A 25,024-nucleotide genomic window follows, 5' to 3' on the forward strand; every position below is an offset into this window, starting at 1 on the left:
TTGTCGCGCAGTTCCCCGCGCCCCTGGGGGCCTCCCCTCTCTCCGCCGAAAGGTCACCCGCGTGTCTCTCAGCCGTAGACAGATCACCCGAGCCGCCGTCGCCTCCGTCCCCCTGGTGCTCGCCGGCACCGGCACCGCGCACGCCTCCCGGAACCGGCGGCGGACCGTCTTCGTCGCCGGGGACTCCACCGCCGCGCAGAAGTACGCCGACGCCGCGCCCGAGACCGGGTGGGGCATGGCGCTGCCGTTCTTCCTCCGCGAGGGCCTCGCCGTCGCCAACCACGCCGTGAACGGGCGCAGTTCCAAGAGCTTCGTCGACGAGGGGCGGCTCGACACCCTTCTGGAGGCCGTCCGGCCCGGTGACGTCCTGGTCGTCCAGTTCGCGCACAACGACGAGAAGAGCGAGGACCCGCTCCGGTACACCGAGCCCTGGACGACGTACCAGCAGTACCTGCGGCGGTACGTCGACGGCGCGCGGGCCCGCGGCGTGCGGCCGGTGCTGGCGACGCCCGTCGAGCGGCGCCGGTTCGACGCGGCCGGCACCGCGCAGCCGAGCCATGGCGAGTACCCGGCGGCCATGCGGGCGCTCGCCGCCGAGGAGGGCGTGGCGCTGCTGGACGCGCAGGCGCTGTCGCTGGCGCTGTGGCAGCGGATCGGCGCCGAGGGCACGAAGGCGTACTTCAACTGGACGTCCACCGAACAGGACAACACCCACTTCAACCCGCCGGGCGCGATCGAGGTGGCCCGGCTCGTGGCGCGCGAGCTGATCCGCGCCCGGGTGCTCGCCCCCCGGGACACACGCCGCCTGGACGCGGAGATCCCCGCGTCCTGGATCACCTGGCCCGCCGCCTGACCCCGAGTTCCTCAAGGAGAGCCGCACCATGCAGACATCGAGATGGCATGCGCATGCCATGAGAAAGGGCGCCGCGCTGGCCGGCTGCGCCGCGCTGGTCGTGGGACTGACGGCCGCGGGCGCCCAGGCGCACCCGGGGCACCGGGACCCCGCCCGGCAGACGCTGCCCGCGAACGACGGCTGGGCCGCCCACGGCACCGGCACCACCGGGGGTGCCGCCGCCGACGCGGCACGGGTGTACACCGTCACCACCTGGGCCGGGTTCAAGGCGGCCCTGGCGGTGCCCGGCACCGCACCCCGCATCATCAAGGTCAAGGGCACCGTCGACGCCGTCGCCGACGGCTGCGACGCGTTCGCCGTGCCCGGCTACGACTTCGACGCCTACCTCGCCGCGTACGACCCGGCGACCTGGGGCCACGACACCGACCTGAGCGCCGAGCCCGACGACAGTCCCGAGGGGCTGCGGCGCGCCTCCGCCGCCCGGCAGGACCAGGCCGTCAAGGCGAACGTCCCCGCCAACACCACCATCATCGGCGTCGGCCGGAACGCCGGATTCAAGGGCGCCAGCCTCCAGATCAAGGGCGTGGACAACGTCATCGTCCGCAACCTCGCCTTCGAGAGCCCCGTCGACTGCTTCCCGCAGTGGGACCCGACGGACGGCGCCACCGGCAACTGGAACAGCGAGTACGACAGCGCCGTGGTGTACGGCTCCACGCACGTCTGGCTGGACCACAACACCTTCACCGACGGCGAGCACCCCGACAGCGCCGCGCCCACCTACTTCGGCATGCTGTACCAGCAGCACGACGGGCAGCTCGACATCGTGCGCGGCGCGGACCACGTGACCGCCTCCTGGAACGTCTTCAGCGACCACGACAAGACGATCCTGATCGGCAACAGCGACAGCGAGTCCACGGCCGCCGGCGACCGGGGCCACCTGAGGGCGACCTTCCACCACAACCTGTTCGAGAACCTGGTGGAGCGCGCGCCCCGGGTCCGCTTCGGGCAGGTCGACGTCTACGACAACCACTTCGTGGCGAACGACGACTACGCCTACAGCTTCGGCGTCGGCAAGGAGTCCGCGCTGGTCGCCGAGTACAACGCGTTCACGCTGCCGGACGGCGTCAGCGCCGCGAAGGTGCTGAAGAAGTGGAGCGAGGCGCCGGTCACCGCCGCGCACAACCGGGTCAACGGACGCGCGGTCGACCTGATCGCCGTGCACAACGCGGAGATCCCGGCCGAGACCCTCCGGCCGGGCGCCGGCTGGACGCCCACCCTGCGCACCGAGGTCGACCCCGCCAGGGCCGTCCCCGGCCTGGTCGGCCGCGGCGCCGGCGCGGGCCGCCTGCGCTGATCCCCCGCGGGCGGGGCGGCCGTACGCCCGGCCTCCCCGCCCGCAGCCACCTCCAAGGAGCACCCGCATGTCCCGACCCGCCGCCCCCTCCCGCAGAAGCCTCCTGCTGGCGACCGCCGCCGCCGGCGCCGCCCTCGGCCTCGCCGCGAGCCCCGCCACCGCCGTCAGCCGCCCCTTCGGCCGGTACGGCTCCCCGCGCGCCCGCCGCACCCCCGCCACGCTCTACGTCGACCCGCACGGCCGCGGCGACTTCACCTCCGTGCAGGCCGCCGTCACCGCCGCCACCGGCCCCGGCTGGACGCTCGTCCTCGCCCCCGGCACCTACCGGGAGACGGTCACCCTCGACAGCACCCGCACCGGCACCACCTGGATCGGCGCCGCCGAGGACCCCCGCGCCACCGTCATCGTGTACGACAACGCGGCCGGCACCCCCCGGCCCGACGGCTCCGGCACCCACGGCACCAGCGGCTCGGCCACCACCACGGTCGCCGCCGACGGGTTCACCGCCCACCGGATCACCTTCGCCAACGACTGGCTGCGCGCCGACCACCCCGAGTACACCGGCACCCAGGCCGTGGCGATCAAGGTGCAGGGCGACCGCTGCGCCTTCCACCACTGCCGCTTCCTCGGCCACCAGGACACCCTGTACGCCGACACCCGCGACCTGACCCACCTCGCCCGCCAGTACTACGCCCACTGCTACGCCGAGGGCGACGTCGACTTCGTCTTCGGCCGGGCGACCGCCGTCTACGACCACTGCCACTTCCGCACCCTGGTCCGCACCGACCTCGCGGCCCCGCCGTACGGCTTCGTCTTCGCGCCGTCCACGGCGGCCGCCAACCCGCGCGGCTACCTCGTCACGGACAGCCGGATCAGCAGCGAGGCCCCCGACGGCTTCTACAAGCTGGCCCGCCCCTGGGTGCCCAGTTCCGACCCCACCGCCCGCCCCATGCTCACCGTCCGCGGGACCCGCCTCGGCGCCGGCCTCGACGCGGTCGCCCCGTACGCGAACATGCGCGACGCCCACCCGTGGCAGGAGCAGCGCTTCCGGGAGTACCGCAACACCGGCCCCGGCGCCGCCGTCACCGTCCCGGCGAACCGGCCCCAGCTCACCCGCGCCGAGGCCGCCGTCCACACCCGCGCCGCCCACCTGGGCGACTGGCGGCCGTATGCCCGGCCCTGAGCCGGAGCCGCCCGCCGGCGCGGACCTGCACCGGGCGCTCCTGGACGAGCTGCGCTTCCCGCTCGCCTGGGGCACCGCGCCCGAGCGGGACTTCGCGGCCTGGCGGCGCGCCGCGCGGCGGACGGTCGAGGACCACCTCCTCGTCGACGACCAGCAGGGCGTCCCGTACGCGCCGGAGTTCACCGACGGGCCCGAGGGCGAGGGTTACCGGCGGCAGACGGTGGCCCTCTCCCTCACCCGTCACACCCGGGTCCGCGGCAGCCTGCTCACCCCGCACGGCACCGGCCCCTTCCCGGCGGTGCTGCTCCTGCACGACCACGGCGGGCGGTTCGACATCGGCCGGGAGAAGTGCGTCCGCCCCTGGGACGGGGGCCCGGCCCGGCTCGCCTCCGCCGAGGAGTGGGCGCGGCGGCACTTCAGCGGCCGGTTCCCCGGCGACGAACTCGCCCGGCGCGGTTACGCGGTGCTCTGCCTGGACGCCCTCGGCTGGGGCGACCGCGGTCCCGTCGGCTACGAGCGGCAGCAGGCCCTGGCCGCCCACCTCTTCCACCTGGGCTCCTCCCTCGCCGGGCTGATGGCCCGCGAGGACGTCCGCGCCGCCGGGTTCCTGGCCGGCCTGGACCGCGTCGACGCCCGGCGGGTGGCCGCCCTCGGCTTCTCCCTGGGCGGCTACCGGGCCTGGCAGACCGCCGCCCTCACCGAGGACGTCGCCGCCGCCGTCTGCGTGGCCTGGACGACCGGCCTCAAGGAGATGCTGGCGCCCGGCGGCAACGCGCTGCGCGGGCAGTCCGCGTACTACACGCTCCACCCCGGCCTCTCCCGGTACCTCGACCTCCCCGACGTGGCGGGCATCGCCGCGCCCCGGCCGATGTACTTCCTCACCGGCGCCCGGGACCCGCTGTTCACCCCGGAAGGGGTGTCGGTGGCGTACGCCAAGCTGCGGGCCGTCTGGGAGTCGTGCGGCGCCGGGGACCGGCTGCGCACCGAGCTGCGCCCGGACACCGCCCACGAGTTCACCGCTCCCGTGCAGGACGACGTCTTCGCCTGGCTGGACTCGGTGCTGTGACCGCCCGCCCCCGGTCCGCCGCCGTCACCGGGCGGCGGACCGGGGACGTCCCGGCTCAGTCGTGGCTGATGTCCGAGGCGCTGTACCGGCAGTACGTGCCGTCCGGGCCGGAGCCCGTCTTCGTGGGCTCGTCGCCGTCGTCGTTGCCGGTGTAGCGGACGCAGGGTTCGATGTCCCGGTCGTCGTCGCCGTGGACGCGGATGCCCGACAGGGTCGCGGTGTCGCCGTAGTTGGTGTTGATGCCGGCGAGCGCCTTGCCGGGCGCCGTGACGTCGAGGTCGCTCAGCACGATCGTCCGCTTGTACTGCGTGGAGCAGTTGCCGCAGGAGCGGACCAGCTTGCCGAAGTCCTCGACCTGGAACCCGGTCACGGTGAGCTTCCCGGCGCCGTTGAACTGGAGCACCTTGTCGTCGGCCTTCTTCGCGCCGCCCCCGGTCACCTTGTACGTCGCCGAGGACGACGTGCCCTTGAAGGTGGCGGCGTCCTCGCCGACATCGGTCCACCACACGTTCTGGAGCGTGCAGGAGCCCTTGCAGTGGACGCCGTCGGCGGCCGGGGAGCCGATGACGACGTTCTTCAGCACCGCGCCGTCGGCCAGTTCGAAGAGCGGGTCCTGGCCCTCCTCCTGGCCGTCGCCGCCGAGGCCGCCGGTGCCGTAGAAGTTCTTCAGCGCGCCGTCGTAGGTGCCCGACACCTTGATGGTGGCGGAGACGGCCTGCTTGCCGCTGGGGGTGGGCCAGGCCGTGGCGGCACCGGCGGTGGAGAGCATCGAGGTGGTGACGATCGCGGCGCCGGTGAGGCCGAACGCGGCGGCGCCGGCGAGCACCGCCCGGCGGCGGGAGGTCCGGCGGCGGTGGCCGGCGCGCTGTGCGACTCGTACGGTCATGACAGATCCTTGCGTGAGGGAAGGTGTTCCTGGTCCTTGCCTCTCCTGGTCGCCGCCGGACCGCGCCGGGTTGCCGCCCGCGCCGGCCCGGTCAGTCCGTGCCGTCGGCGCGGGGCGCGAAGTCGCCCGCCACCGACAGGCTGCCGGTGCCCGTGGCGGCGGTCGCCGCGTAGCTGTCGTCCCCCGCGTCCCGGCCGCCGCGCGCGTGGTCGTACTGCCCGGCGAACACCCAGGTGCCCGCCGGCACCGTGCGGCCCTCCTCGAGCGTCCAGGTGTATTCGAGGAAGCCGTCGCGGACGTCCACGGACAGGGCGAAGTCGTCCTCGGGCAGCGACCGCCAGGCGCCGGTCGAGGTGACCCCGGGGGTGCGGGCGATCCGCAGCCGGACGGTGAGGGCGGTCAGCGGTTCGGCCGTCTTCAGCGTCACGTTGCTCTGCGCCCAGAACGCGTTGCTGTGCGGGTCGACCGAGCCGTCCGACCACAGCGGACCGTCCTCGACCCGGCCGGCGGCGGGCGGCCGGGCGGAGCCGGTGGGGGAGACGGGCGCGGCGGGGGTGGGGCTCGCGGAGGGGGGCGGGCCGGCCGTGCCGCCCCCGGTCGGTGCCGCCGCCGGTGACGCGGGCGCGGAGGCGGTCGGTGCCGGTGTCGCGGCCGGCATCGGTGCCGGCGGGACCGCGACCGTGCGGTGCGCGGGGCCCGGGTCGCGGAGCACGGCGGCGACCGTGCAGCCGCCCGCCGCGAGGACGCCGGCCACCGCCGCGGTGGCCCCCGCCACCCGCACCCAGCCACGCACGGGGGGTCGCGCGGCCCCACGCCCGGCGGACCCGGCCATGCCGCGCTCCACCCGGGCCAGCATCCGCGCCCGGTCGGGCTCGTGCGCCCCGGCCGCCTCCCGCAGCCGGGCCCGCACCTCCTCATGCCCGTCCCGCCGCACCGTCACCGGTCCCCTTCCCCGGCCGTGCCGGTGCCTGGCCCCACGTCTACACCCGTCCCGGCCGGGGCGTCGCCCCCGCGGCCGCGCGCATCCTCGGCGCGGCCCGTTCCGTGCCCAGCCTCCGCTGGAGTTCGGCCATCGCCTTGGAGGTCTGGCTCTTCACCGTACCCACCGAGACGCCCAGCGCGAGCGCGGTGTCCTTCTCCGACAGGTCGAAGGCGTGCCGCAGCACCACACAGGCCCGCTTGCGGAACGGCAGCGCCCGCAGCGCCTCCTGGACGTCGACGACCCCGGCCACGTCCGGGTTCTCGGCGCGTTCCTCGCGCTGCGACCAGAACAGGGCGACGCGCCGGCGCTCCCGCACCGCGCTGCGCGCCCGGGTCCGGGCCAGGTTGGCGACGACCCCGCGGGCGTAGGCCACGGGCCGGTCGGCGGCGCGCACCCGGTCCCAGCGGTGCCAGAGCGCCAGCAGCGCGTCCGCCGCCAGGTCGTCGGCGATGTCCGGCTCACCCGTCAGCAGACGGGCCAGCCGGGAGAGTTCGGCGTAGTGGCGCTCGAAGAAGTCATGGAACTCCACGGAGGCGTCGTCGTCGACGACTGTGCCCACGGACGGTCCCTCCTCGCGGCGGCTTCCCGGCGTCGGACGACCGCGCACCGGGCGGGGTGCGGCACTGTACCAGCGTTCCCCGGACATTTGTACGGTTAGTCGAACGCCGTATGGCGGGTCGAACCAGGCGGTGCCGACCGGGAGATGGGGCACGGGCGGGTGTCCAGGTGCGGCCGGGCCGCCGCCGTCCGCCGTCTTCCAGGGCGGTGACCAGGCGGACCGGCGCGGGCGGCGGGGCTCGCCGAGGACGTCTGCGAGATCCCCGGAACGAGCCGAACCGGCCCCCGACGCCCTCCCGCCCGGCCGGGGCCGCTCACCCGGCCAGCGCCGCCTCCATCATCGCCTTGGCCACCGGTGCCGCCAGCCCGTTGCCGCTGACCTCGGAGCGGGCCGCGTCGGACTGCTCGACCATCACGGCGACGGCGACCTCCTCGCCCGTCGAGTCCGACTTCGCGTACGAGGTGAACCAGGCGTACGGCGTCTTGCTGTTGTTCTCGCCGTGCTGCGCGGTGCCCGTCTTGCCGCCCACCGTCGCGCCGTCGATCCGCGCGTTGGAACCGGTGCCGTCCTCGACCACCGTCCGCATCGCCGACCGGAGCTGCGCCGCGGTGTCCGCGCTGATGATCCGCTCGGTGCCCGCGTTCTCGTCGTAGTCCTCCAGCACGTCACCGCCGCTGTCGGTGGTCTGCGCCACCATGTGCGGGGAGACCAGCTCGCCGCCGTTGGCGATGGCGGCGGAGACCATCGCCATCTGCAGCGGCGTCGCCGTCACGTCGAACTGCCCGATGCCCGACAGGCCCGTCTGCGCCTTGTCCATGTCCTTCGGGTACACGCTGGTGTACGCCCGGACCGGCACGTCCTGCTCGTCGTCGTTGAAGCCGTACTTCTCCGCCATCGCCCGCACCTTGTCCTGGCCCAGGTCGACGGCCATCTTGCCGAAGACGTTGTTGCAGGAGTACTGGAGGGCGACCCGGATCGAGGCGTTCTCGCAGGGCGCGGAGGGGTTCTCGTTGGTCAGCGGCGTGACCGTGCCCGGCAGGGTGTACGGGTCGGGGCTGTCGGTCCTCTCGTCCACCGACGTGTACAGCCCGTCCTCCAGCGCGGCCGACGCCACCACCAGCTTGAACGTCGAGCCCGGCGGCAGCGGCTGGCGCAGCGCGCGGTTGGTCAGCGGCTTGTCCGCGTCCGCGTTCAGCTTCTTCCACGCGGCCCCGGCCGTGTCGGCGTCGGTCAGCGAGGACGGGTCGTACGACGGCGTGGAGACCACGCCGAGGATGCGGCCCGTCCTCGGGTCCATCGCCACGGCGGCGCCCTTGGTGTCGCCCAGCGCCTCGTACCCGGCCTTCTGCACGGCCGGGTCGATCGTCGTGATCACGTTCCCCGGGTCGGCCCGCTTGCCGGTGACGGTGTCCACCACCGTGTCCAGCCGCGGGTCGGTGCCGTTGAGGAGATCCTCGTAGATCCCCTCCAGCTGGGTCGGCGCGTACGCCTGCGAGGCGTAGCCCGTCACCGCCGCGTACAGCGGGCCGTCCGGGTACGTGCGCTTGTAGGCGAGGTCGCTGCCCTCCGTCCGGGCCGAGCCGGTGACCGCCTCGCCGGCCACGACGATGTTGCCCAGCGGCTCCGCGTACGTCTGGATCGCGTTGCGCCGGTTGTGCTGGTCGTCCGCTAGTGCCTGGCCCTCGTAGAACTGCACCCAGGTCGCCCGCACCAGCAGGGCGAGCACCAGGAGCAGCGTGAAGACCGAAGCGCGCCTGATCGTCTTGTTCATCCCGCCCAGGACGACGAGGGGCGGGAGGGAAACGTTCCCTCCCGCCCGTTTTCTCATCTTCGTCTCATGAACGCCCCGGCGCCCGCACCCGGGTCACAGTCTCCGGGTGGCCAGCAGCAGGCGGTCGCGGGCGTCGAAGAGCGCGTCCTTGACCAGTTGCTCGTGCGCCGGGGTGAGCCGCGCCACCGGCACCGAGCAGCTGATCGCGTCCCGCGCGGGGGTGCGGTAGGGGACCGCCACGCCGAAGCAGCGCAGCCCCAGCGTGTTCTCCTCGCGGTCCACCGCGAAGCCCTGCTCCCGGATCTGGCGCAGCTCCTCGATGAGCTCCTCCCGGTCGGTGAGGGTGTGCTCGGTCAGCGCCGGCAGCGTCTCGGGAAGCATCTTGCGGACCTGCTCGTCGGTGTACGTGCTCAGCAACGCCTTGCCCAGCGAGGTGGAGTGGGCGGGCAGCCGGCGGCCGACGCGGGTGAAGGGGCGCAGGTAGTGCTGGGACTGGCGGGTGGCGAGGTAGACCACGTTGGTGCCGTCGAGGCGGGCCAGGTGGATGGTCTCGGTGGTGTCGTCGCTCAGCCGGTCCAGGGTCGGCCGGGCCGCCGCGACCACCTCGTCGCCGTCGATGTAGGAGGTGCCGACCAGCAGTGCCCGCACCCCGATGCCGTACCGCGTGCCGGTGGCGTCCGTCTCCACCCAGCCGAGGTCGACCAGCGTGCGCAGCAGCATGTACAGACTCGACTTGGGATACCCGACGGCCTCCTGGACGGAGGCGAGGGAGTGCATGCCGGGGCGCCCGGCGAAGTACTCCAGCAGTTCGACGGTCCGCACGGCGGACTTGACCTGCGCTCCGCCGCCTGTCTCGCCTGTCGGCATCGGCCTTGACCCCTTCGTCGGACGGGAAATAGTCTCGCAGCGTATTCATCAATGGAGACAGCGTTCAGTATATCGAACGTCCCTAGATCTGGAGGGACCCGCGGTGGCAGCAGCACCAGTCTGGAGTGTCGACCCCCGTACCGGGAAGCAGCGTGAACAGGTCGCGGTGGAGGCGACGGCCCAGGAGGTGGACGCCGCCGTCCGCGCCGCGCACGACGTCCGCGCGGCGCTGGCCGACCGCGCCGTCCGCGCCGCCTTCCTGCGCACCGCCGCCGACGAGCTGGAGGCCGCCAAGGACTCGCTCGTAGAGGTCGCCGACGCCGAGACGGCCCTCAGCCCGGTCCGGCTGGGCGGCGAACTCGCCCGCACCTGCTATCAGTTGCGCGCCTTCGCGAAGATCGTCGACGAGGGCGAGTTCCTCGGCGTCGTCATCGACCACCCCGACGACACCGCGACGCCGCCCATCCCCGACCTGCGCCGCTACAAGGTGCCGCTCGGCGTGGTCGCCGTCTACTCGGCCTCCAACTTCCCCTTCGCCTTCTCCGTCCCCGGCGGCGACACCGCGAGCGCGCTCGCGGCCGGCTGCCCGGTCGTGGTCAAGGCCCACCCCGACCACCCGGCCCTGTCCGAGCTGGTCGCCTCGGTGCTGCGGCGGGCCGCCGCCCGGCACGACATCCCCGCGGGCGTCCTCGGCCTGGTGCACGGCTTCGAGGCCGGTATCGAGCTGATCAAGCACCCGCTGATCGCGGCGGCCGGCTTCACCGGCTCGGTGCGCGGCGGACGCGCCCTGTTCGACGCGGCGGCGGCCCGCCCCGTGCCGATCCCCTTCCACGGCGAGCTGGGCTCCCTGAACCCGGTGGTGGTCACCGAGGCCGCCGCGGCCGAGCGCCCCGAGGCGATCGGCACCGGGCTGGCCGGGTCGATGACGATGGGCGTCGGGCAGTTCTGCGTCAAGCCCGGCCTGGTCCTCGCGCCCTCCGGCGCGGCCGGCGACCAGCTCGTCAAGTCGCTCACCGAGGCCGTCAGCGACACCGCCGCCGGGGTCCTGCTCGACCACCGCATGCGGGACAACTTCATCGCCGGGGTCGCCGAGCGGGCCGCGCTGCCCGACGTCGACTCCCCGGTGACCCCGGGCGCCGGCGGCGAGCACACCGTCAGCCCCGGCTTCCTCACCGTGCCGGCGAGCCGGCTGGCGCGGGAAGGGGAGTACGACCTCCTCCTGGAGGAATGCTTCGGCCCGGTCACGGTCGTGGTCCGCTACGAGGACCAGGGCGAGGTCGAGGCCGTGCTCTCCCGGCTGCCGGGCAACCTGACGGCGACGGTCCACCTGTCCTCCGGCGAGGCCGCCGGCGAGGGACGGGGCGCGGAGATCCTCCGGGAGCTGACGCCGCTGGCGGGGCGCGTGCTGGTCAACGCGTGGCCGACGGGGGTCGCGGTGGCGCCGGCCCAGCACCACGGCGGGCCCTACCCGGCGACGACGTCGACGTCCACCTCGGTGGGCGGCACGGCGATCGAGCGGTGGCTGCGGCCGGTCGTGTACCAGAACACGCCGGAGGCGCTGCTGCCGGTGGAGCTGCGGGACGCGAACGAGCTGGGGCTGCCCCGGCGGTTCAACGGGGTCCTGGAGCGGTAGGACCCGCCGGCCGGCCCGCGGGGCCGCACATCGCCGCGGCCCCGCGCCCGGGGGGAGCGGGAATACCACCCGGCGCCGCGAAGTTGCCGCGGGCATGCGTGTAGAGATCTGGTCGGACATCGCCTGCCCCTGGTGCTACGTCGGCAAGGCCCGGTTCGAGAAGGCCCTCGGGGAGTTCCCGCACCGGGACGGGGTCGAGGTGGTGCACCGGTCGTTCGAGCTGGACCCGGGGCGCGGCAAGGACGACGTGGAGCCGGTGCTCGGCATGCTCACCGCCAAGTACGGCATGAGCGAGGCCCAGGCGCAGGCGGGGGAGGACAACCTCGGCGCGCAGGCCGCCGCCGAGGGACTGCCGTACCGCACGCGCGGCCGGGACCACGGCTCCACCTTCGACATGCACCGGCTGCTGCACTTCGCCGAGGCGGCGGGGAAGCGGGAGGCGCTCCTCGACGCGTTCTACCGCGCCAACTTCGCCGAGGAGCGGTCCGTCTTCGCCGACGACGAGCGGCTGGTCGAGCTGGCCGTCGCCGTCGGCCTCGACGCCGAGGGCGCCCGCGCGGTGCTCGCCGACCCCGCCGCCCACGCCGAGGACGTACGGGCCGACGAGCGGGAGGCCGCGCGGCTCGGGGCGCGGGGTGTGCCGTTCTTCGTCCTCGACCGGGCCTACGGCGTCTCCGGCGCCCAGCCCGTCGAGGTCTTCGCGCGGGCACTCGACCGGGCCTGGCAGGCGCGGACCCCGCTCGCCATGGTCCAGGGCGACGGCGACGCCTGCGGTCCCGACGGCTGCGCGGTGCCCGGGGCCTGACGGACGGCCTGGTGGACGGGGGGACCGCCGGGGCCGCACAGTGAGAGGCATGCAGACCTTCGAGCGTCTCGTCCGTGCCGAGTTCCAGCCGAAGACCGTCTACCTGAACACCGCCACCCTGGGGCTGCTGCCCGCCCGGTCCGTCGCCGCGATCCGGGACGCGGTCGCGGACATGGCGGACGGGCGGCCGGTGGACCTGTTCGCCGACGTGGAGGCGGCCCGCGCCGCCTTCGCCCGGATCGCCGGGGTGCCGGCCGGCCGGGTCGCCGCCGGGGCGTCCGTCGCCGTCTACAGCGGCCTGGTCGCCGCCTCGCTGCCCGCGGGCGCCGAGGTCCTCACCGCCGAGGACGACTTCGCCTCCCTGGTCAACCCCTTCCACATGCGCGACGACCTGAAGGTGCGCGCCGTACCGCTGGAGCGGATCGCCGAGTCGGTCGGCCCGGACACCGCCCTCGTCGCCGTCAGCGCCGTCCAGTCCGCCGACGGCCGCCTCGTGGACCTGCCCGCGCTGCGCGCCGCCGCCCGTGCGCACGGCGCGCGGCTCTTCCTGGACGCCTCCCAGTCGGCCGGCTGGCTGCCGCTGGCCGCCGGTGACGCGGACTACGTCGCCGTCGTCGCCTACAAGTGGGTGCTCTGCCCGCGCGGCGTCGCCTTCCTCGTCGTCCCGGAGGACCTGGGCGGGCTGCCGCCGCTGTTCGCCGGGTGGGCCGCGGGCGAGCACCCCTGGCGGAGCACCTACGGCCCGGTGCGGGAACTGGCCCGCTCCGCCCGGCGGTTCGACGAGAGCCCGGCCCTGCTGCCCTACACCGCCGCCCGGCACTCCCTGGCCCTGGTCGAGGAGCTGGGGGTGGGCGCCGTGCACGCCCATGACCTCGCGCTCGCCGACCGGTTCCGGGCCGGGCTGGCCCGGCTGGGGCACGCACCGGTGCCGGCACCGGGCTCGGCGATCGTGTCGGTGCCCGGCCTCGGCCACCGGCAGGCCGGGCTGAGCCGGGCCGGGATCGAGGTCTCCGACCGGGCGGGGAACCTGCGCGCCGCGTTCCACGTGTACAACACGGACGCCGACGTCGACCGGCTGCTGGACGCTCTGTAGAGGCCGGGACGGACGGCGGGCCGGTGCCTCCCGTACCGGACGGGGGAGGCACCGGTCCGAAGGACGGTCAGCGGCGGTTCACCGCACCGGCGTGAAGTCCCGGGCGCCGATGAACTCGGGCCGCCGTACCGGCGCCGCGAACGGCTCCACCGCCGTGTTCTCCACGCTGTTGAACACGATGAAGACGTTGCTGCGCGGGAACGGGGTGATGTTGTCGCCCGAGCCGTGCATGGCGTTGCAGTCGAACCAGGTGGCCGAACCGGCCTTGCCGGTGAACAGCTTGATGCCGTGCTCGGAGGCCATCGCGGTCAGCGCCTCGTCGGAGGGGGTGCCCGCGTCCTGCATCTGGAGCGACTTCTTGTAGTTGTCCTTCGGCGTCTCGCCGGCGCACCCGAGGAACGTCTTGTGCGACCCCGGCATGATCATGAGCCCGCCGTTGGTGTCGTGGTTCTCGGTCAGCGCGATCGACACCGACACCGTGCGCATGCGCGGCAGGCCGTCCTCGGCGTGCCAGGTCTCGAAGTCCGAGTGCCAGTAGAAGCCGCTGGCGCCGAACCCCGGCTTGACGTTGATCCGCGACTGGTGGACGTAGACGTCCGAGCCGAGGATCTGCCGGGCGCGGCCCACGACCCGCTCGTCGCGCACCAGCCGCGCGAAGACCTCGCTGATCCGGTGCACCTCGAAGACGGACCGGATCTCCTTGGACTGCGGCTCGACGATGGAGCGTTCGTCGGCGCGGATCTCCGGGCTGCCGACGAGGCGGTCCAGTTCCTCCCGGTAGACGGCGACCTCGTCCGGCGTGAGGAGCTGGTCGATGGCGAAGAAGCCGTCGCGCTCGAAGGACTGGAGGTCACCCGGCCCGAACGGCCCGGGCGCGTCGGGCGCGCCCCAGACGACCGGGTCCTGCCGGGGGGTGGACACCTCGGTGGCGCCCCGGGTGGGGTAGAGATCGGTGACGGTGGTGGTCGTCGCGGTCACGGTTCCTCACACCTCCTCGGTGAGCAGCGGGTACGTGCCGTTCTCGTCGTGGTCCTCCCGTCCGGTCACGGGCGGGTTGAACACGCAGATGCAGTGGAAGTCCTCCTTGACCTTGAGCGTGTGCCGCTCGTGGCCGTTCAGGAGGTACATGGTGCCGGGCGTGATGTGGTACGTCTTCCCGGTCTCGCGGTCGGTCAGCTCGGCGTCGCCCTTGGTGCAGACGACGGCCTCGATGTGGTTGGCGTACCACATGTCGGTCGACGTACCCGCGTAGAGGATCGTCTCGTGCACGGAGAAGCCGACGCCCTCCTTGGCGAGGACGATGCGCGTGCTCTCCCAGGTGCCGGACGCGGACTTGACGTGCCGGTCGGTGCCTTTGAACTCGTCGAACGAACGGACGATCACGGTGTGGCGATGCCTCCTCGGTGAGGGTTCTCTCTTGCCGGGCCCGACGGGCGGCGCCCCGGGGGGACGCGGCCGGTCAGACGGTCTCGCGGACGGCGCGGGCGAGGAGCTTCATGCCCTCCTCCAGCTCGTCGGGGGTCAGGGTGAGGGCCGGGAGCAGCTTGACGACCTCGCTCTCCGGCCCGGACGTCTCGATCAGCAGGCCCAGCTCGAAGGCGCGCCCGGCGACCTTGCCGGCGCGTGCCTTGTCGTGGAACTCCAGGCCCCACACCAGGCCGCGGCCCCGGTACTCCTTGATGTCGGCGAGGTTCTCCTCGGTGATGGAGATCAGGTGCTGCTCGACCAGCTCGCCGCGGGCGCGGGTCTGCTTCTCCATGGCGGAGCCGTCCGCCCAGTAGGTCTCCAGGGCGGCGGTCGCGGTGACGAAGGCGGGGTTGTTGCCGCGGAAGGTGCCGTTGTGCTCGCCCGGCTCCCAGACGTCCAGTTCCGGCTTGAACAGGCAGAGCGACATCGGCAGGCCGTAACCGCTGATGGACTTGGAGACGGTCACGATGTCCGGGGTGATGCCGGCCTCCTCGAAGGAGAAGAAGGCGCCGGTGCGGCCGCAGCCCATCTGGATGTCGTCGACGATCAGCAGCATGTCCTGGCGCGCGCACAGGTCGGCCAGGGCGCGCAGCCACTCGGCCCGCGCCACGTTGATGCCGCCCTCGCCCTGCACGGTCTCCACGATCACCGCGGCGGGCTTGTTGAGGCCGGAGCCCTGGTCCTCCAGGAGCCGCTCGAACCACAGGAAGTCCTCGACCGTGCCGTCGAAGTAGTTGTCGAACGGCATCGGGGTGCCGTGCACCAGCGGGATGCCGGCGCCGGCCCGTTTGAAGGCGTTGCCGGTCACCGCGAGCGAGCCCAGCGACATGCCGTGGAAGGCGTTGGTGAAGGAGACGATGGCCTCGCGGCCCTTGACCTTGCGGGCCAGCTTCAGCGCGGCCTCCACCGCGTTGGTGCCCGTCGGGCCCGGGAACATGACCTTGTACGGCAGGTCACGGGGGCGCAGCACCAGGTTCTGGAACGTCTCCAGGAACCGTCGTTTGGCGGTGGTCGACATGTCGAGCCCGTGGGTGACGCCGTCCCGTTCCAGGTAGTCGATCAGGGCCCGTTTCAGCACGGGGTTGTTGTGCCCGTAGTTGAGCGAGCCGGCGCCGGCGAAGAAGTCGAGGTACTCGTGGCCGTCCTCGTCGTACATCCGGCTGCCGTGCGCGCGGTCGAAGACGGTGGGCCAGCCGCGGCAGTAGCTGCGCACCTCGGACTCCAGGGTCTCGAAGACACTCAGGTCGGGCTGGGTGATGGTCACGACGAATCGCTCCTCGATGCGGTGAGGGAAGAGGTGAGGGAAGTCGAAGTCTGGTGGGGGGTCCGGTGTCAGCGGGGGGCGGACAGGGGGCCGATGCGGTACAGGACCTCGGGTTCGTGCGGTCCGTCGGGGAACAGTCCGGCGTCGAACAGCGTCTCGCGCTCCAGCGGGGCGCCGTGGCGCTCCGCGAACGAGGTGAACAGCCGCTGGGAGGGAAGGTTGTCCGGGCTGATGGTCGTCTCCAGCGTGGTCACCGCCCGCTCGGTCACGGTGCGCGCGACCAGACCGTCGAGCAGCGCCGCGGCCAGTCCGCGGCCGCGGTACGCGTCGTCCACCGCCACCTGCCAGATGAGCAGGGTGCCGGGCCGGTCCGGCCGCACATAGCCGGTCACGAAACCGACCGCCGCGCCGCTCGCGTCGCGGGCGACGGCCGAGGTGGCGGCGAAGTCCCGGCACCAGAGCAGATAAGCGTAGGAGGAGTTCAGGTCCAGGACCTTCGAATCCCTCGCTATCCGCCACAGCGCGGCTCCGTCCGCCACGCTCGGACGGTCGATCTGGAGGTCTGCTTGTGCGGCAGTCATGCAAATTGAACTTACCCAGCCGAATTCGAAAATGCATCGCCGGGTGGGGTTACGGATGGGCGTGCCGTGTGTTATCACGCGAGCGCGTGGGGCCGCGCGAGCCGTCGGCGCTTTGGGGGGATTTGCCCGGTACATAAGGGGCAAATCGGTCTGCTTGTGTAACGGGTCACAATCGCGTAACCCGGACGAGACGAGTCCGAAATGCACGCTTCGACGGTGTTGAAATCCAGGCGTTTAGCCTTGGGGAAACCGGGCAGAAGAGAAAGGGAAGCTGCCCTGGAAAGAATTATTGAATTGTGCGTGCCGGTCTTTTCGAAGAAACCCCGAATTCAGGTTCCGTTATGCGGTCCACGCGTCCTCGGCGGCCCGTCGGGCGCCTTCCGGGTCGATCGCGCGGCCCTTCTCGGCCAGCGCGGTCCCCAGCGCCGCCAGCGCGCCGCGCACGACCCCGCGGGTCGCGGCCGGCCCGTAGTGGTTGATCCGGATCATCTCCTTGGCCAGCGCGCCCCCGCCCGCGGCCAGCGGCAGCGCCGGGTCGGTCGCCAGCGCCCGCGCCACCAGCTCCGAGGCGTCCAGACCGGCCGGCGCCCGCAGCGTCGTGGCGACCGGCGCCGCGTCCCGCGCCGCGCGTACGTACGGCTCCAGACCGCCGCCGAGGGCGAGCGCCCCCGCCCGGGTGGCCGCCGCCGCCGAGGCGTGCCGTGCCATCACCTTTCGCGGCCCGGCCTCCTCCAGCCGCTCCAGGCACGCCTCCAGGCCGAGCATCTCCAACTGCGCCGGAGCGTGCGGCAGCACCCTGCGCCCGCCGTCGATCCAGCGCTCCTTCCAGTCGAGGAGCGACAGGTACGACCGGCGCGGCGCCGCCGGGTTCGCGGCCATCCGCGCCCACGCCCGCTCGCTCACCGAGACCGCCGACACCCCGGCCGGACCGCCCAGCGCCTTCTGCGCCCCGATCACGCACAGATCCACGCCCCAGGCGTCCGGCAGCACCGGCTCGGCGCCCACGGACGCCACCGCGTCCAGGTAGAACAGCGCGCCGTGCGCCTTCACCACCTCGCCGATCTCCGCCACCGGGTTGGTGTTCCCGGTCGCCGCCTCGGCGTGCACCAGCGACACGAAACCGATCTCCGGGTGCTCGGCGAACGCCTCCCGCACCCGCTCCGCCGTCACCGCCTCGTCGAACGGCACCGCGAGGTCGTGCACGGTCGCGCCGCAGTCCCGCAGCCAGTCGCCGAAGGTCTGTCCGTACGGTCCCGTGATCACGTTCAGCGCCACGGTGCCCGGCCCGGCCGTCCCGCGGATCGCGCCCTCCAGCGGCAGCAGCGCCTCGCCCTGCGTGATCACCACGTCGTGCGCGGTGCCGAGCAGCCGCGCCACCCGGTCCTCGATCGCGGCGAAACGGGCGGCGCCCAGCGGGGGAAGGTCCAGGAACGGATGTGTCACGGCGGGCTCTCTTCACTGCATACGGCACTGCTCACGGGCGGATGTACGCGGGCGTACGGGTCGAGAGTAACCGCGGGGCGTTCCCCCACTCGCGCCGGAGCCCCTCCGTTGCGACATGGTCACGCCCGGAATCGTGGCTTCCGCCACAGCGGCGCTGATCACCGGGCTGATTGACTCGCCCCGTGTACGCCGTCCTGCTGCTCGTCCTCGTCGCGGCGGTGACGGGCGTCGTCCTCGGCCGCGCGGCCCGCCGCCGCCCCCGGCCGCCGGAGCCCGCCCCCGCCGCTCCGCCCCGGCCGCCCGCCGCCGGGCTCCGCACCCTCGCATGGTGGACCGGCGCGGCGGCCGTCCTCCTGTACCTGTGGGGACTGCTGCACCTGGCCTTCGCGGTGCTGGCGGCGGAGGACGGCGGCACCGGCTCGGCGCCGCTGCGCCCGTGCCGCGCGGCCGCCCACCCGGAGCGCGCGGAACGGGTCACCGGCTACTCGGTGTCCTACCTCCCCCTCCGCTTCCGCTGCGAGACCCCCGACGGCGACGGCTACCCGTCCGACGCCGTCCCCGGATACGTCACCTCCGGCGCCGCCGTCCTCGCCCTGGCCTGCGCCGCCAGCGCGGTCACCGCCGGGTACGCCACCGGGCGAACGGCCCGTGTCCGCACCTGATTAGGCTGCGGGGCATGAGCGATGGCGCGGTGCTGCACGTGACGGGCCGGGTGCTCGTCGGACCGGAGGACGACGACGTCCGCGACGAACTGTGGGTGATCGACGGCCGGATCTCGTACGACCGCCCGGCCGGCGCCCGGGACGTCCGTACCGTCGAGGGCTGGGCGCTGCCCGGCCTGGTCGACGCGCACTGCCACGTCGGCCTGGACCGGCACGGGGCGGTCCCCGACGACGTCGCGGAGCGGCAGGCGCTGGCCGACCGGGACGCCGGCGCGCTGCTGCTGCGCGACGCCGGCTCGCCCTCCGACACCCGCTGGACCGACGCCCGCGAGGACCTCCCGAAGATCATCCGGGCCGGCCGGCACATCGCCCGCACCCGCCGCTACATCCGCGACTACGCCTGGGAGATCGAGCCCGGCGAACTGCCCGCCTACGTCGCCCAGGAGGCCCGGCGCGGCGACGGCTGGGTCAAGCTGGTCGGCGACTGGATCGACCGCGACCTCGGGGACCTGGCCGCCTGCTGGCCCCGGGAGGCGGCCGAGGCGGCCATCGCCGAGGCCCACCGGCTCGGCGCCCGCGTCACCGCCCACTGCTTCGCCGAGGACTCCCTGCGCGACCTGGTGGAAGCGGGCATCGACTGCGTCGAACACGCCACCGGTCTCACCGCCGACCTGGTCCCGCTCTTCGCCGAGCGGGGCGTCGCGATCGTCCCCACCCTGGTCAACATCGCCACCTTCCCCGACCTGGCGGCCGGCGGCGAGGCCAAGTTCCCCCGCTGGTCCGCCCACATCCGCCGGCTCCACGCCCGCCGCTACGACACCGTCCGCGACGCCTACGACGCCGGCGTCCCGGTCTTCGTCGGCACGGACGCGGGCGGCACCCTGCCGCACGGCCTGGCCGCGGCCGAGGTCGCGGAACTCGTCACCGCCGGACTCCCGCCCCTGCGCGCCCTGTCGGCGGCCACCTGGGCCGCCCGCGCCTGGCTCGGCCGTCCCGGCCTGGAGGAGGGCGCGGCGGCCGACCTGGTCGTGTACGAACGGGACCCGCGCACCGACGTCCGCGTGCTGGCCGCACCGGCCCGGGTGGTGCTGAACGGGCGCGTGGTGGGCTGACCCGCCGGGGAGCCCGGCCGGCACCACCGGGCCGGCGCCCGGCCGGGCCGGCGTCCCCGGCCGAGCGGGGCGGCCGGCCGGTCACCCCGTGGCCCGGTCCAGCGCCCGCAGGAACCCGTCCGTCGTCGCCCGGTCCCGGACCGCGAGCCGCAGCCACTCCTCGCCCAGCCCGGGAAAGGTGTCCCCGCGCCGGACCGCGTACCCCAGCTCGCGCAGCCGCCGCCGCACCCCGGCCGCCCCCGGCAGCCGGACCAGGACGAACGGCCCCTCGGCGGGCTCCACCACCGCCAGGCCCCGGCCGGTGAACTCCGCCAGCCCGGCGACCAGCCGCTCCCGGTCGGCGGCGACCCGGTGCGCGGCGTGCGCGGCCTCCGCCACCGCCCGCGGCCCCACGCACGCCTCGGCCGCGACCAGTGCCGGCGCGGACACCGGCCACAGCGGCTGCGCCCGCTCCAGCGCCGCCACCGTCTCCGGCGCGGCCAGCGCGTAGCCGATCCGCAGCCCGGCCAGGCCCCAGGTCTTGGTGAGGCTGCGCAGCACCACCAGACCGGGCACGTCCGTGCGGCCGGCCAGCGCCTCCCGCTCACCCGGCACCGCGTCCATGAACGCCTCGTCCACCACCAGCGTCCGCCCGGGCCGGGCCAGCGCGGCGAGCGCGGCGGCGGGGTGCAGGACGGACGTCGGATTGGTCGGGTTGCCGACCACCACCAGGTCGGCGTCGTCCGGGACGGCCGCCGGGTCCAGCCGGAAACCGTCCGCCGCGCGCAGCAGCACCCGGTCGACCGTGTGCCCCGCGTCCCGCAGCGCCGCCTCCGGCTCCGTGAACTGCGGATGCACCACCACCGGCCGGCGCACCTTCAGTGCCCGCGCCAGCAGCACGAACGCCTCCGCCGCGCCCGCCGTCAGCAGCACCCGCTCCGCCGGCAGCCCGTGCCGCGCCGCCACCGCCGCCCGCGCCGCCCGCCCGTCCGGGTAGGCGGCGAGCGAGCCCAGGGACTCCGCGAGCCGCTCGCGCAGCCACCGCGGCGGCGTGCCCGCGCGGACGTTGACCGCGAGGTCCACCAGCGCCGAACCGTCGTCCCGGACCTCGGCGTCGCCGTGGTGGCGCAGATCGGGGCCGCCCTCAGTGGGCATGGGAGTGCACGTGCCCGTGCCCGTGGTGGTGATGGCCGTCGTCGTCCGGGTGGAAGTGCGGCTGCTGCGGCGCCCCCACCTTGTCCTCGAACCCGGGCAGCGCGATCCGGTACACGCACGAGTCGCAGTTCATCCGGAGATCCCCGCCGACCGCCTCCTCGTACCGCTCCCACACCAGGTCGAGCAGTTCCGGCTCGGGACCGATGACGTCCGCCGAGCGCACCGCCGTCCCCGGGTGCGCGGCGGCCCACTCCTCGGTCTGGAACCGGACCCGGTCCGGGAGGATGCCGGTGAACAGGAAGTACGGCAGCACCACGATCCGCTCGGCGCCGAGCCGCGCGCACCGCTCCAGGCCGCCCGGCACGTCCGGCCGCGCCAGCGACACGAACGCGGTCTCCACGCCCGCGTACCCGCGGCCCTCCCACAGCAGCCGCGCCGCCTTGAACACCTCGGCGTTGGCGTCCGGGTCCGTCGACCCGCGCCCCACCAGCAGCACGGTCACCCCGGCCGGGTCCCAGGACGGGTCCATCGCCTCGGCCAGCCGCCGCTCCAGCACCCGCAGCAGCGCGGGGTGCGGGCCCAGCGGACGGCCGTAGGTGTACGAGATCCCGGCGTGCCGCTCCTTCTCGCGGGCCAGCGCCGCCGGGATGTCGCCCTTGGCGTGCCCGGCGGAGACCAGCATCAGCGGCACCGCCGCGAACCGGCGCACCCCGCGCTCCACCAGCTCGGCCACCACGTCGCCCAGCGGCGGCGGGGACAGCTCGATGAAACCGCCGGCGACGGGCAGTCCGGGGTGGCGGCGGCCCAGCTCGCGCACGAAGTCACGGAACGCCTCGGCCCCGGCGTCGTCCCGGGTGCCGTGGCCGGCGATGAGCAGGGCGGGCGGGGTGGTCACGGTCTCTCCTCGGGGCGAAGGGTTCGGTACGGGGGTCATCGGGTGCTCTCCTGCCAGCGGTAGCCGCGCGGCGTCACCATCCGGCCCGCGATCTCGCGGGTGGCGGTGTTGCCCACCGTCACGACGGTCATCATGTCGACGGTCGCCGGGTCCAGCGCGGCCAGTGTCGTCAGCCGGGCGGACTCGTCGGCGCGGGAGGCGTTGCGCACCACCCCGACCGGGGTGGCGGGCGCGCGGTGCTCCGCGAGGATCGCCAGCGCCTTCGGCAACTGCCAGTCGCGGCCCCGGCTGCGCGGGTTGTAGAACGTCACCACCAGGTCGGCCCCGGCCGCCGCGCGCACCCGGCGTTCGATGACCTCCCACGGCGTGTGCAGGTCGGACAGGCTGATGGAGACGTGGTCGTGGCCGAGCGGGGCGCCGAGCACCGCCCCGGCCGCGAGCGCCGCCGTCACCCCCGGCACCCCGACCACGTCGATGTCGTCGGACGCCTCCGCGAGGGCCGGCGAGGCCATCGCGTACACGCCCGCGTCACCGCTGCCGATCAGCGCCACCGCGTGCCCGCGCCGGGCCTCCTCGACCGCCGTACGGGCCCGTTCCTCCTCGGCGCCCAGCCCCGACTCCAGGATCCGGGTGCCGGGGCGCAGCAGGTCCCGGATCTGGTCGACGTACTGGTCCAGGCCGACCAGGACCGACGCCCGGCGCAGTTCGGCGGCGGCGCGCGGGGTGAGCAGGTCCCGGGCGCCCGGGCCGAGGCCGACCACGGCGAGCCGGCCGCGCCCGGGACGCCGTACGACCGCGCAGGTCGCCGTCGCGGGGCGGCCGTCGGCGCGTACCGACTTCCGCTTGGGAACGAGGAGTTCACCGCCCCGGCGCAGCGCCGCGGCCTCCGCGACCGACGGGGTGCCGACGGCGTCCAGCGGCGCGGCGGACGGGTTCGGGACCGCCACGCCGGCCAGTTCCCCGGCCGGGTACGTCACCAGCGGCACGCCCAGCCGTTCGGCGGCGGCGAGCAGGCCCGGCTCGCCGGCCTTGGCGTCCACGGTGGCCAGCTCGGCGACCGAGGCCGCCGCGAGACCGGCGTCCCGCAGGGCGTCCCCGATCAGCCCGAGCACCTCCTCGGCGGGCGCGCCCCGGGAGGCGCCCACCCCGACCACGAGGGACGGCGGACGCAGCACGGCCTCCCGCTCGCCCGGCTCGACCAGCCGGTCCGTCACCCGGATCGTGTACGCCGCCGCCGTCCCCTCCGGCACGACCGGCAGCGGCGGCAGCGGCCAGGCCACCTCGGCGCGCAGCGCCACCGGCTCCCCGTCCAGCAGCGCCCGGGTCACCCCGGCCACCGCGCCCTCGACGGGCAGCCCGAGGGTGTCCAGGCCGGGCACGTCCACCGCGTCCGTCGCCGTGGTCACCACCGGTTCGGCGCCGAGCACCCCGGCGACCTCCCGGGCCAGGGCGTTGGCCCCGCCGCCGTGCCCGCCGAGCAGCGCCACCGCGAACCGGCCCGCCTCGTCCACGCAGACGATGCCCGGGTCGGTCTCCTTCCCGGCCAGCAGCGGGGCGACGATCCGCACCACCGCGCCGGTCGCCAGGAAGCACACCAGCTGCTCGCACTCGGCGAACGCGGCCCGGACGGCGTCCGCGACGGGACCGCCGTAGACCCGGACGCGTCCGGGCCACGCGGCGGCCAGCCGGTCCCGGGCCGCCGCGCCCGCCGCCGTGGCGGAGACGATGCCGATCACTGGGTGACTCCTTCGTGCTGGTCGTCGGCGCGGCGGGCGCGCAGCGCCCTGCGGGCCTCGGGGTCGGCCCGGCGGAAGCCGTGGAAGTGCCCCGGGTGGTACAGGTGGGAGCGGGTGCCGTGCGCGGCGAGGGCCGGGCCGACCAGGAACAGCGTGTGCTTCCACAGCTTGTGCTCCTTGACGGTCTCCTCCAGCGTCCCGATCGTGCACCGCACGACCAGCTCCTCCGGCCAGGTCGCCTGGTACGCCACCACGACCGGGGTGTCGGTCGGGTAGCCGCCCTCCAGCAGCTCCCGCACCAGCTGCCCGCTGCGGGCGGCGGACAGGAACACCGCCATGGTCGTGCCGTGCCGGGCGAACTCCCGGACCTCCTCACCGGGCGGCATCGGCGTCTTGCCGCCGCCCAGCCGGGTCAGGATCACCGACTGCGCGACCTCCGGAACGGTCAGCTCCCGGCCGGCCAGCGCGGCGACGGCCGAGAACGACGAGACGCCGGGCACGATCTCCGTCGCCACACCGATCTCCGCGCACCGGTCGAGCTGCTCCTGCGTGCCGCCCCACAGCGCCGGGTCACCGGAGTGCACCCGGGCCACGGCGAGGCCCTCGCGGTGGGCGCGCTCGTAGACGGCGACGACGTCCTCCAGCGACATCGTCGCCGAGTCGAGCACCTCGGCGTCCGCGCGCGCGTGCTCCAGCACCTCCGCCTGCACCAGGCTGGCCGCCCAGATCACGACATCGGCGTCGGCGATGGCACGCGCCGCCCGGAACGTCAGCAGATCGGCGGCGCCGGGACCGGCACCGACGAAGGTCACCTTGCCGGCGGGGGCGGCGGCCACGGGTTCGGGGGCCATGGATTCGGGTCCTCTCCTGGACATGTTTACTGCGATTGCCGCTGTCGGAGGCGCGTACGGACACGCCGATCGGATAGCAAGGGCACATGGCGGTCTTCGTCGCGCTCGGCGCGTTCCTGATGACGCTGGCCGGCGGCTGGACGGCACAGCGCGTGACCGACCGCCGCCACCTGGTGCTGGGCCTGGCCGGCGGCCTGATGCTCGGCGTGGTCGGCCTGGACCTGCTGCCGGAGGCGCTGGAGGCCGCCGGCGACGAGGTGTTCGGCGTGCCCGAGGCCCTGCTGCTGTTCGTCGCGGGCTTCCTCCTCGCCCACCTCGTGGAACGCCTGCTGGCCGCGCGCCGGGCCGCGCACGGCGCCGACGAGCACGCCCGCGCCCCGGAGGTGGGCCTGACGGCCGCCGCGGCGATGGTCGGGCACAGCGCGATGGACGGCGTGGCGATCGGCGCCGCCTTCCAGGTCGGCGGCGGCATGGGCGCGGCGGTCGCCATGGCGGTGATCGCCCACGACTTCGCCGACGGCTTCAACACCTACACACTGACCAGCCTCTACGGCAACGCCCGCCGCCGCGCCGTCGCCATGCTGGTCGCCGACGCCTGCGCCCCCGTCCTCGGCGCGGCCTCCACCCTGTTCCTCACCATCCCCGAGCAGGCCCTCGGCGCCTATCTCGGCCTCTTCGGCGGCGTGCTCCTCTATCTCGCCGCCGCCGAGATCCTTCCCGAGGCCCACCACGAGCACCCCGCCCGCTCCACTCTGCTGTGCACGACCGCCGGAGCGGCGTTCATCTGGCTGGTGGTCGGCATCGCGGAGTAGCGGCGCCCCGGTCGC

Annotated in this window: 24 protein-coding genes; 10 read left to right on the plus strand and 14 right to left on the minus strand. The window is 74.5% G+C overall.

What is annotated here, in order from left to right; translation table 11 throughout:
• The first annotated feature begins 61 nt into the window (after nucleotides 1-61).
• The 4 genes from Sdagh_RS00575 (at nucleotide 62) to Sdagh_RS00590 (ending at nucleotide 4,456) form a co-directional block, all read left to right on the plus strand.
• Complete coding sequence (locus Sdagh_RS00575) at nucleotides 62-853, plus strand: rhamnogalacturonan acetylesterase (RefSeq protein WP_190078020.1); 792 nt, start codon at nucleotides 62-64, stop codon at nucleotides 851-853.
• Nucleotides 854-881: 28 nt separating this feature from the next.
• Nucleotides 882-2,207 (plus strand): pectate lyase family protein, encoded by a 1,326-nt coding sequence (locus Sdagh_RS00580; RefSeq protein ID WP_189421695.1) that lies wholly within the window; start codon nucleotides 882-884, stop codon nucleotides 2,205-2,207.
• A 67-nt stretch (nucleotides 2,208-2,274) separates the two neighbouring features.
• Nucleotides 2,275-3,390: a pectinesterase family protein gene (locus Sdagh_RS00585; RefSeq protein ID WP_189421696.1), complete on the plus strand. Its 1,116-nt coding sequence runs from the start codon at nucleotides 2,275-2,277 to the stop codon at nucleotides 3,388-3,390.
• Nucleotides 3,377-4,456, plus strand: a complete 1,080-nt coding sequence (locus Sdagh_RS00590; protein WP_190078021.1) for a dienelactone hydrolase family protein — start codon at nucleotides 3,377-3,379, stop codon at nucleotides 4,454-4,456. Before Sdagh_RS00585 ends, Sdagh_RS00590 begins: the two co-directional genes overlap by 14 nt.
• Nucleotides 4,457-4,511: 55 nt before the next feature.
• Here the strand turns inward: Sdagh_RS00590 and Sdagh_RS00595 are convergent, their stop codons facing one another.
• The 5 genes from Sdagh_RS00595 to Sdagh_RS00615 form a co-directional block, all read right to left on the minus strand.
• Entirely contained in the window at nucleotides 4,512-5,342 is an 831-nt protein-coding gene (locus Sdagh_RS00595) for a pectate lyase (RefSeq protein WP_189421698.1), read from the minus strand.
• 91 nt (nucleotides 5,343-5,433) lie between these two features.
• Complete coding sequence (locus Sdagh_RS00600; RefSeq protein WP_190078022.1) at nucleotides 5,434-6,282, minus strand: hypothetical protein; 849 nt, start codon at nucleotides 6,280-6,282, stop codon at nucleotides 5,434-5,436.
• Nucleotides 6,283-6,322: 40 nt separating this feature from the next.
• Nucleotides 6,323-6,883 carry a SigE family RNA polymerase sigma factor gene (locus tag Sdagh_RS00605; protein WP_189421700.1) on the minus strand — a complete coding sequence of 187 codons (561 nt, stop codon included), beginning with the start codon at nucleotides 6,881-6,883 and terminating at the stop codon, nucleotides 6,323-6,325.
• 313 nt (nucleotides 6,884-7,196) lie between these two features.
• A complete protein-coding gene (locus tag Sdagh_RS00610) occupies nucleotides 7,197-8,654 on the minus strand; it encodes a peptidoglycan D,D-transpeptidase FtsI family protein (RefSeq protein WP_190078023.1) in 1,458 nt (485 codons plus the stop codon).
• 93 nt (nucleotides 8,655-8,747) lie between these two features.
• Nucleotides 8,748-9,521, minus strand: coding sequence for an IclR family transcriptional regulator (locus Sdagh_RS00615; protein ID WP_189421702.1), 774 nt, complete (start codon nucleotides 9,519-9,521; stop codon nucleotides 8,748-8,750).
• Between the two features lie 103 nt (nucleotides 9,522-9,624).
• Here Sdagh_RS00615 and Sdagh_RS00620 point away from each other — a divergent pair, with 103 nt between their 5' ends.
• The 3 genes from Sdagh_RS00620 (at nucleotide 9,625) to Sdagh_RS00630 (ending at nucleotide 13,052) form a co-directional block, all read left to right on the plus strand.
• Nucleotides 9,625-11,154: an aldehyde dehydrogenase (NADP(+)) gene (locus Sdagh_RS00620; protein ID WP_190078024.1), complete on the plus strand. Its 1,530-nt coding sequence runs from the start codon at nucleotides 9,625-9,627 to the stop codon at nucleotides 11,152-11,154.
• 94 nt (nucleotides 11,155-11,248) lie between these two features.
• Nucleotides 11,249-11,959: a DsbA family oxidoreductase gene (locus Sdagh_RS00625; RefSeq protein ID WP_189421704.1), complete on the plus strand. Its 711-nt coding sequence runs from the start codon at nucleotides 11,249-11,251 to the stop codon at nucleotides 11,957-11,959.
• A gap of 49 nt (nucleotides 11,960-12,008) precedes the next feature.
• Complete coding sequence (locus Sdagh_RS00630) at nucleotides 12,009-13,052, plus strand: aminotransferase class V-fold PLP-dependent enzyme (RefSeq protein WP_189421705.1); 1,044 nt, start codon at nucleotides 12,009-12,011, stop codon at nucleotides 13,050-13,052.
• A gap of 78 nt (nucleotides 13,053-13,130) precedes the next feature.
• Here the strand turns inward: Sdagh_RS00630 and thpD are convergent, their stop codons facing one another.
• From thpD to Sdagh_RS00655, 5 genes are all read right to left on the minus strand, one after another.
• A complete protein-coding gene (gene thpD / locus Sdagh_RS00635; protein WP_189421706.1) occupies nucleotides 13,131-14,030 on the minus strand; it encodes an ectoine hydroxylase in 900 nt (299 codons plus the stop codon).
• A gap of 6 nt (nucleotides 14,031-14,036) precedes the next feature.
• Entirely contained in the window at nucleotides 14,037-14,435 is a 399-nt protein-coding gene (locus Sdagh_RS00640; RefSeq protein ID WP_189421707.1) for an ectoine synthase, read from the minus strand.
• A 76-nt stretch (nucleotides 14,436-14,511) separates the two neighbouring features.
• Entirely contained in the window at nucleotides 14,512-15,783 is a 1,272-nt protein-coding gene (ectB, locus tag Sdagh_RS00645) for a diaminobutyrate--2-oxoglutarate transaminase (protein WP_189421708.1), read from the minus strand.
• A 68-nt stretch (nucleotides 15,784-15,851) separates the two neighbouring features.
• Nucleotides 15,852-16,364, minus strand: coding sequence for a diaminobutyrate acetyltransferase (gene ectA, locus Sdagh_RS00650; RefSeq protein ID WP_190011528.1), 513 nt, complete (start codon nucleotides 16,362-16,364; stop codon nucleotides 15,852-15,854).
• A gap of 339 nt (nucleotides 16,365-16,703) precedes the next feature.
• Nucleotides 16,704-17,807, minus strand: coding sequence for a pyridoxal-phosphate-dependent aminotransferase family protein (locus tag Sdagh_RS00655; RefSeq protein ID WP_190078025.1), 1,104 nt, complete (start codon nucleotides 17,805-17,807; stop codon nucleotides 16,704-16,706).
• 182 nt (nucleotides 17,808-17,989) lie between these two features.
• Between Sdagh_RS00655 and Sdagh_RS00660 the strand changes: the two genes are divergently transcribed.
• Together Sdagh_RS00660 and Sdagh_RS00665 are read left to right on the plus strand one after the other, a co-directional pair.
• A complete protein-coding gene (locus tag Sdagh_RS00660) occupies nucleotides 17,990-18,469 on the plus strand; it encodes a hypothetical protein (protein ID WP_190078026.1) in 480 nt (159 codons plus the stop codon).
• 14 nt (nucleotides 18,470-18,483) lie between these two features.
• On the plus strand, nucleotides 18,484-19,581 hold the full coding sequence (locus Sdagh_RS00665; RefSeq protein WP_190011526.1) for an amidohydrolase family protein: 1,098 nt from the start codon (nucleotides 18,484-18,486) through the stop codon (nucleotides 19,579-19,581).
• 81 nt (nucleotides 19,582-19,662) lie between these two features.
• Here the strand turns inward: Sdagh_RS00665 and cobC are convergent, their stop codons facing one another.
• The 4 genes from cobC to cobM are packed head-to-tail and all read right to left on the minus strand — an operon-like array spanning nucleotide 19,663 to nucleotide 24,182.
• On the minus strand, nucleotides 19,663-20,715 hold the full coding sequence (gene cobC, locus Sdagh_RS00670; protein ID WP_189421713.1) for an Rv2231c family histidinol phosphate aminotransferase CobC: 1,053 nt from the start codon (nucleotides 20,713-20,715) through the stop codon (nucleotides 19,663-19,665).
• Entirely contained in the window at nucleotides 20,705-21,610 is a 906-nt protein-coding gene (locus Sdagh_RS00675) for a sirohydrochlorin chelatase (protein WP_190078027.1), read from the minus strand. The genes cobC and Sdagh_RS00675 overlap by 11 nt, the downstream gene beginning before the upstream one ends.
• 35 nt (nucleotides 21,611-21,645) lie before the next feature.
• The gene (cobJ, locus tag Sdagh_RS00680; RefSeq protein WP_190078028.1) at nucleotides 21,646-23,346 is read right to left on the minus strand and encodes a precorrin-3B C(17)-methyltransferase; all 1,701 of its coding nucleotides are present in this window, start codon (nucleotides 23,344-23,346) and stop codon (nucleotides 21,646-21,648) included.
• Nucleotides 23,343-24,182: a precorrin-4 C(11)-methyltransferase gene (gene cobM / locus Sdagh_RS00685; RefSeq protein ID WP_189421775.1), complete on the minus strand. Its 840-nt coding sequence runs from the start codon at nucleotides 24,180-24,182 to the stop codon at nucleotides 23,343-23,345. The genes cobJ and cobM overlap by 4 nt, the downstream gene beginning before the upstream one ends.
• Nucleotides 24,183-24,283: 101 nt before the next feature.
• On the opposite strand from cobM, the gene Sdagh_RS00690 reads away from it, so the two are divergent.
• Complete coding sequence (locus Sdagh_RS00690) at nucleotides 24,284-25,009, plus strand: ZIP family metal transporter (RefSeq protein WP_189421716.1); 726 nt, start codon at nucleotides 24,284-24,286, stop codon at nucleotides 25,007-25,009.
• Nucleotides 25,010-25,024: the final 15 nt, after the last annotated feature.

Origin of the sequence: Streptomyces daghestanicus (assembly GCF_020521275.1) — a bacterium.
Taxonomy (GTDB): domain Bacteria; phylum Actinomycetota; class Actinomycetes; order Streptomycetales; family Streptomycetaceae; genus Streptomyces; species Streptomyces griseoviridis.

Excerpts from the sequence above, each read along its gene's own strand:
- Sdagh_RS00580 (WP_189421695.1), top strand. The coding sequence starts at position 882 with ATGCAGACATCGAGATGGCATGCGCATGCCATGAGAAAGGGCGCCGCG.
- Sdagh_RS00585 (WP_189421696.1), top strand. The coding sequence starts at position 2,275 with ATGTCCCGACCCGCCGCCCCCTCCCGCAGAAGCCTCCTGCTGGCGACC.
- Sdagh_RS00590 (WP_190078021.1), top strand. The coding sequence starts at position 3,377 with ATGCCCGGCCCTGAGCCGGAGCCGCCCGCCGGCGCGGACCTGCACCGG.
- Sdagh_RS00595 (WP_189421698.1), bottom strand. The coding sequence starts at position 5,342 with ATGACCGTACGAGTCGCACAGCGCGCCGGCCACCGCCGCCGGACCTCC.
- Sdagh_RS00610 (WP_190078023.1), bottom strand. The coding sequence starts at position 8,654 with ATGAACAAGACGATCAGGCGCGCTTCGGTCTTCACGCTGCTCCTGGTG.
- Sdagh_RS00615 (WP_189421702.1), bottom strand. The coding sequence starts at position 9,521 with ATGCCGACAGGCGAGACAGGCGGCGGAGCGCAGGTCAAGTCCGCCGTG.
- Sdagh_RS00625 (WP_189421704.1), top strand. The coding sequence starts at position 11,249 with ATGCGTGTAGAGATCTGGTCGGACATCGCCTGCCCCTGGTGCTACGTC.
- Sdagh_RS00630 (WP_189421705.1), top strand. The coding sequence starts at position 12,009 with ATGCAGACCTTCGAGCGTCTCGTCCGTGCCGAGTTCCAGCCGAAGACC.
- ectA (WP_190011528.1), bottom strand. The coding sequence starts at position 16,364 with ATGACTGCCGCACAAGCAGACCTCCAGATCGACCGTCCGAGCGTGGCG.
- Sdagh_RS00665 (WP_190011526.1), top strand. The coding sequence starts at position 18,484 with ATGAGCGATGGCGCGGTGCTGCACGTGACGGGCCGGGTGCTCGTCGGA.
- cobC (WP_189421713.1), bottom strand. The coding sequence starts at position 20,715 with ATGCCCACTGAGGGCGGCCCCGATCTGCGCCACCACGGCGACGCCGAG.
- Sdagh_RS00690 (WP_189421716.1), top strand. The coding sequence starts at position 24,284 with ATGGCGGTCTTCGTCGCGCTCGGCGCGTTCCTGATGACGCTGGCCGGC.